Raw genomic sequence first — 4,722 nt, 5'->3', positions numbered from 1 at the left:
GCGGAAGACGTGGGCGCCCCGCGCTCCAGGTAGCGCCGCAGGTTCTCGAACCCCGCCTCGTACACGCCGCGCGCCACCGTGTCGCGCAGCTCGCGCTCGCGGCCCGGCGGCGTGGCGAAGGTCGATTCCCAGTGCCAGAAGGTGCGGTTGCCGTCGGTCACGGGCTTCAGGGTGACGGTGGCCACGTAGCGCTGCAGCGGCAGGGTGGCCTCGACGATGCAGTAGGTGCTTTTGTGTTCGCTGTCAGACAGGCTCAGCAGCTGCTCGCGGATTCGGTTGCCGTCGCGCAGCGTGAAGCTGCGCACGCAGCCCACCTGGTCGCCGCGCTCGTCGCCCTCGATGCGGCTGGCCTCCACCACCTCGTGCCAGTCGGCATGGCTGTTGAAGTCGCGCAGCACCGCCCACACGCGCTCGATCGGCGCGTCGATGACGGTGGAGCGCACGACCCGCTGCAGCATCAGCGGCCTCCGAAGTGCCGCTTCAGCGCATCGAAGCCGCCCTGGAACACGCCCTCGCCGATCGAGTCGGCCAGCTCGCGCTCGCGATGCTCCTCGCAGTCGAACTCGGCGCTCCATTCGGCGAAGCAGCGGCTGCCATCGGTCACCGGCGTGAGCTTGAGCGTGGCGGTGTAGTGGCTCACGCCCATCGGGCTCTCGAGGATCTCGTAGCTGCAGCTGTAGTCGTAGTCCGAGAGCGCGAGCAGCCGCTCGCGGATCATGCCGCCGTCGCGCAGGTGGAAATGGCGGATGCAGCCCACGCGGTCGGCCGGCTGGTTGTTCTCGATCCGGCTGTCGGCGATCAGCGGATGCCACTGCGGCAGGCCGTTGAAGTCGCGCACGCGCGCCCACACGTTGTCGGCGCTCGCGTCGATCACGCTCGAGACGTAGACGTTCACCATGCCTTATTCCTTGGGCGTGCCGGCGCCCAGCGCGGCACGCGCGCCGCTGCTCTCGTTGACCAGCTTCTGGATGTCGCCGCCCTCGATGCCGATCTCGCGCAGCAGCTGGTCGACCAGCGGCGCCTGGGCGCGGAAGCGCAGCGCCGAGTTCACCAGCCCGTCGGCGAAGTTGCCGCCGCCCTCGGCATTGCGCGCGCCGCCCGAGGAGCCACCGAAGCCGTCGACCTGCAGGATCTTGATGCCCTCGATGCGCTCCATCGGCCGCACCGACTCGCGGATGATGCCCTCGGCCTTCTCCACCAGCCGCATGCGCAGCGCCGACATGCGCGCCTCGGGCGTGAGCATGTTGTGCGCCTCGTTCATCCAGCGCGCGGCCTCGGCCTCGATCTCGGCGCGCACGCGCGTGGCATCGGCGCGGATCTTCTCGGCATCGGCATCGGCCTCGGCCTGGGCGCGCAGCGCGGCGCCTCGGTGCGCGCTCGCATCGTGCTCGGCCTGCGCCGCGGAGGTCAGCCGCAGCGCCTCGCGCTCGGCGATCAGCGCGGCCGCGATCAGCTCGATGGTCTTCTTGCGCTCGGCGCTCTCGACCTCGCGTGCCGTGAACACCTTCTCCTCGGCCGTCACGGCCTGGGCGCGCGCGGCCTCGGCTTCGGCCTGGGCCTCGCTCTGCGCCTTGCTCTCGCGCGCCACGGCGATCGAGCGCTGCTGCTCGGCCAGCTCGAGCGAGGTGCGGCGTTCGAGCTCGGCGCTCTGGATCGCGCGCTCCTTGCCGATGCGCTCCTCCTCGAGGGTCTGCTCGGAGCGGATGCGCGCGGCATCGATGCTCTGGCGCGCGGCGATCTGCGCGCTCTCGGCATGCTGCTCGCGCTGCGCGCGCTCGATCGCCACCTCGGCGCGCTGGCGCGAGCGCGCCATCTCGACCTCGCGCTGCTGCGTCAGCCGCGCATGCTCGCTCTCGCGGTCGATCTCCAGCGACAGCTTCTCGGCCTCGAGGTTCTTGTTGCGGATCGCGATCAGCGTGTCCTGCTCGACGTCGTTGCGCTGCTTCTTGCGGTGCTCGATCTGCTCGGTCAGCCGCGTCAGGCCTTCCGCGTCGAAGGCATTGCTCGGGTTGAAGAACTCCATGCCGGTCTGGTCGAGCTGCGTGAGCGAGGCGGCCTCGAGCTCGAGGCCGTTGTTGGTCAGGTCCTCGGCCACCGCCTCGCGCACCCGCTTGACGTAGGCGCCGCGCTTCTCGTGCAGCTCCTCCATCGTCATCTCGGCCGCGGCGGTGCGCAGCGCGTCCACGAACTTGCCCTCGACCAGTTCCTTGAGCTGCTCGGGCTCCATGGTGCGCAGGCCCAGCGTCTGCGCGGCCACCGCCACCGACTCGGCCTTGGCCGCCACACGCACGTAGAACTCGGCGATCACGTCCACGCGCATGCGGTCCTTGGTGATCAGCGCCTTGTCGCGCCCGCGGCTGACCTCCAGCCGCAGCGTGTTCATGTTGACCGGGATCACGTCGTGCACGATCGGCAGCACGAAGGCGCCGCCGTCGAGCACCACCTTCTGGCCGCCGAGGCCGGTGCGCACGAAGGCGCGTTCCTTGGAACTGCGCAGGTAGAGCCAGTGCAGCAGCAGGACGACGATCGCGACCGCGATCGCCACCACCAGCAGCCCGAGGATGAAACTTCCGAATTGAGAACCTGACATGGATGTCGTCTCCTGGTTTATCGCGTGATCTGAACGAAGCGGCGCGTGGTCTCGGTCAGCGCCACCTCCGCGGGCAGGCGCTCCATCGAGCTGGCGCCATAGAAGCCGTCGCAGGCGGGGCAGCGCGCGAGCACGTACTGCGCATCCTCCGGCGTGGCGATCGGGCCGCCGTGAAAGAGCACGATCACCCCGGGGTTCACTTCCTGCGCGGCCGCGGCCCAGCGGTTGATCAGCGGCACGCAGTCATCGAGCTTCAGCGAGGTCTCGGCGCCGATCGCGCCGCCGGTGGTCAGGCCCAGGTGGCAGACCACGATGTCGGCGCCCGCGCCGGCCATGGCGCGCGCTTCGGCCTCGCTGAAGACGTAGGGCGTGGTCAGCAGGTCGAGGGCGCGCGCTCGCGCCACGAGCTCGACCTCGAGGCCGTAGCCCATGCCGGTCTCCTCGAGGTTGGCGCGGAAGGTGCCGTCGATCAGGCCCACGGTCGGAAAGTTCTGGATGCCCGAGAAGCCGAGCGCGATCAGCCGGTGCAGGAACTCGTCGGGGATCATGAACGGGTCGGTGCCGTTCACGCCCGCGAGCACCGGCGTGTGCTTGACCACCGGCAGCACCTCGCGCGCCATTTCGCAGACGATCTCGTTGGCATTGCCGTAGGCCATCAGCCCTGCGAGCGAGCCGCGCCCGGCCATGCGGTAGCGGCCCGAGTTGTAGATCACGATCAGGTCGATGCCGCCGGCTTCCTCGCACTTGGCCGACAGGCCGGTGCCGGCGCCGCCGCCGATCAGCGGCCGGCCCGAGGCGATCTTGGCGCGGAAGCGCTCCAGCAGCGCGGTGCGTGAGATGCGGGTCATGGTTCTGGGCTCCTCCTCGGTTGTTCGTGGCTCATGCGCGGCGCGCGCCGGGCGCGGCCCGCGAGACTTCGCGCCAGGCCTCGACCAGCGCATCGGCGAAGGCTTCGTCGTTGATGTGCAGCGGCAGCCGCTTGAGCTGACGGTTCGGCCCGGGCCGGAAGCCGGCCTCGAGCGCGGTGAACAGCGCGCGGTCGGCCTCGGGGTCGTGGAAGGGCTGGCCCGGCCGGTCGATGGCCGAGACCCCGCCTTCGGGAATGAGGAAGCGCACCGGCCCGCGCATCGCGTTGAGCTTGGCGGCGATGAACTCGCCGATGGCGCGGCATTCGTCGGCCGTGGTGCGCATCAGCGTCACCGTCGTGTTGTGGCGGTAGAGATTGCGCGCCCGGAAGCGTTCGGGCACGGTCTCCCAGGCGCCGAAGTTCACCATGTCGAGCGCGCCGCAGGAGCCCACGTAGGGCAGGGCGTGGCGCGCGAACACGTCGAGCCGGTCGGGCCCGGCCGACAGCACGCCGCCCGCGATCTCGTCGGCCACCTCGGTGGTCGAGACATCGATCGCGCCCGCGAGCAGGCCCGAGTCCGCGAGCTTCTCCATCGACTGGCCGCCCACGCCGGTGGCATGGAACACCAGGCAGTCCCAGTCATCCTCGAGCCGCCGCGTCACGGCCTGCACGCAGGGCGTGGTCACGCCGAACATCGTGAGGCCGATGGCGGGCCGGGTCACGGCCGAGACCGAAGCCGGATGCGCCACCATGCCGGCCAACGCATTGGCCGCGTTCGACAGCACGCTCTCGCTGATGCGGTTGATGCCCTGCACGTCGGTGACCGAATACATCATGCAGATGTCGCTCGGGCCCACGTAGGGCCGTGTGTCGCCGCTGGCCATGGTCGAGACCATGAGCTTGGGCACGCCGATCGGCAGCGCGCGCATGCCCTGCGTCGCCATCGAGGTGCCGCCCGAGCCGCCGGCCGAGATCAGGCCGCCGAGGTCGCGCCGCGTGCGCAGGAAGGCCTCGAAGGCCAGGCCCATGGCGGCGGTGGCGCTGCCGCGGTCGCCGCTGAACACCGCCGACTCGCCCTTGGGATGGTGGCGCGCCACCTCGCGCGGATGTACGCTCGCGGTCGAGGGCTTGCCCGAGGTCGAGAGGTCGACCGTGACCACGCGCAGGCCCAGCCGCTCGATGCACTGGCGCAGGAAGAACAGCTCGCGGCTCTTGGTGTCGAAGGTGCCGGCCACGTAGGCCGCGCGCACGCTGCTCGCGGCCACCGGGAAGTCGAACACCTGGC

At 70.5% G+C, this 4,722-nt stretch carries 5 protein-coding genes; all 5 read right to left on the bottom strand.

Annotated features, from left to right (window positions below):
• Window positions 1-458, bottom strand: a 458-nt coding sequence (locus AC27VN_RS33145) for an SRPBCC family protein (protein ID WP_490879313.1), incomplete at its 3' end; no start/stop codon positions are given.
• The gene (locus AC27VN_RS33140; protein WP_490879312.1) at window positions 458-898 is read right to left on the bottom strand and encodes an SRPBCC family protein; all 441 of its coding nucleotides are present in this window, start codon (window positions 896-898) and stop codon (window positions 458-460) included. The genes AC27VN_RS33140 and AC27VN_RS33145, both read right to left, overlap by 1 nt.
• A gap of 3 nt (window positions 899-901) precedes the next feature.
• On the bottom strand, window positions 902-2,590 hold the full coding sequence (locus AC27VN_RS33135; RefSeq protein WP_296785594.1) for a flotillin family protein: 1,689 nt from the start codon (window positions 2,588-2,590) through the stop codon (window positions 902-904).
• A gap of 17 nt (window positions 2,591-2,607) precedes the next feature.
• On the bottom strand, window positions 2,608-3,438 hold the full coding sequence (locus AC27VN_RS33130) for a phosphoenolpyruvate hydrolase family protein (RefSeq protein WP_490879311.1): 831 nt from the start codon (window positions 3,436-3,438) through the stop codon (window positions 2,608-2,610).
• A 31-nt stretch (window positions 3,439-3,469) separates the two neighbouring features.
• Window positions 3,470-4,717 (bottom strand): Tm-1-like ATP-binding domain-containing protein, encoded by a 1,248-nt coding sequence (locus AC27VN_RS33125; protein ID WP_490879314.1) that lies wholly within the window; start codon window positions 4,715-4,717, stop codon window positions 3,470-3,472.
• Window positions 4,718-4,722: the final 5 nt, after the last annotated feature.

The sequence above is a fragment of the Variovorax sp. 20P10.2.4 genome, from assembly GCF_058244205.1.
The sequence above is the reverse complement of the archived record's forward strand: the minus strand, read 5'-3'. Positions and strand labels throughout refer to the sequence as shown.

Coding starts and splice junctions, on each gene's coding strand:
- AC27VN_RS33140 (WP_490879312.1), bottom strand. CDS start 898: ATGGTGAACGTCTACGTCTCGAGCGTGATCGACGCGAGCGCCGACAAC.
- AC27VN_RS33135 (WP_296785594.1), bottom strand. CDS start 2,590: ATGTCAGGTTCTCAATTCGGAAGTTTCATCCTCGGGCTGCTGGTGGTG.
- AC27VN_RS33130 (WP_490879311.1), bottom strand. CDS start 3,438: ATGACCCGCATCTCACGCACCGCGCTGCTGGAGCGCTTCCGCGCCAAG.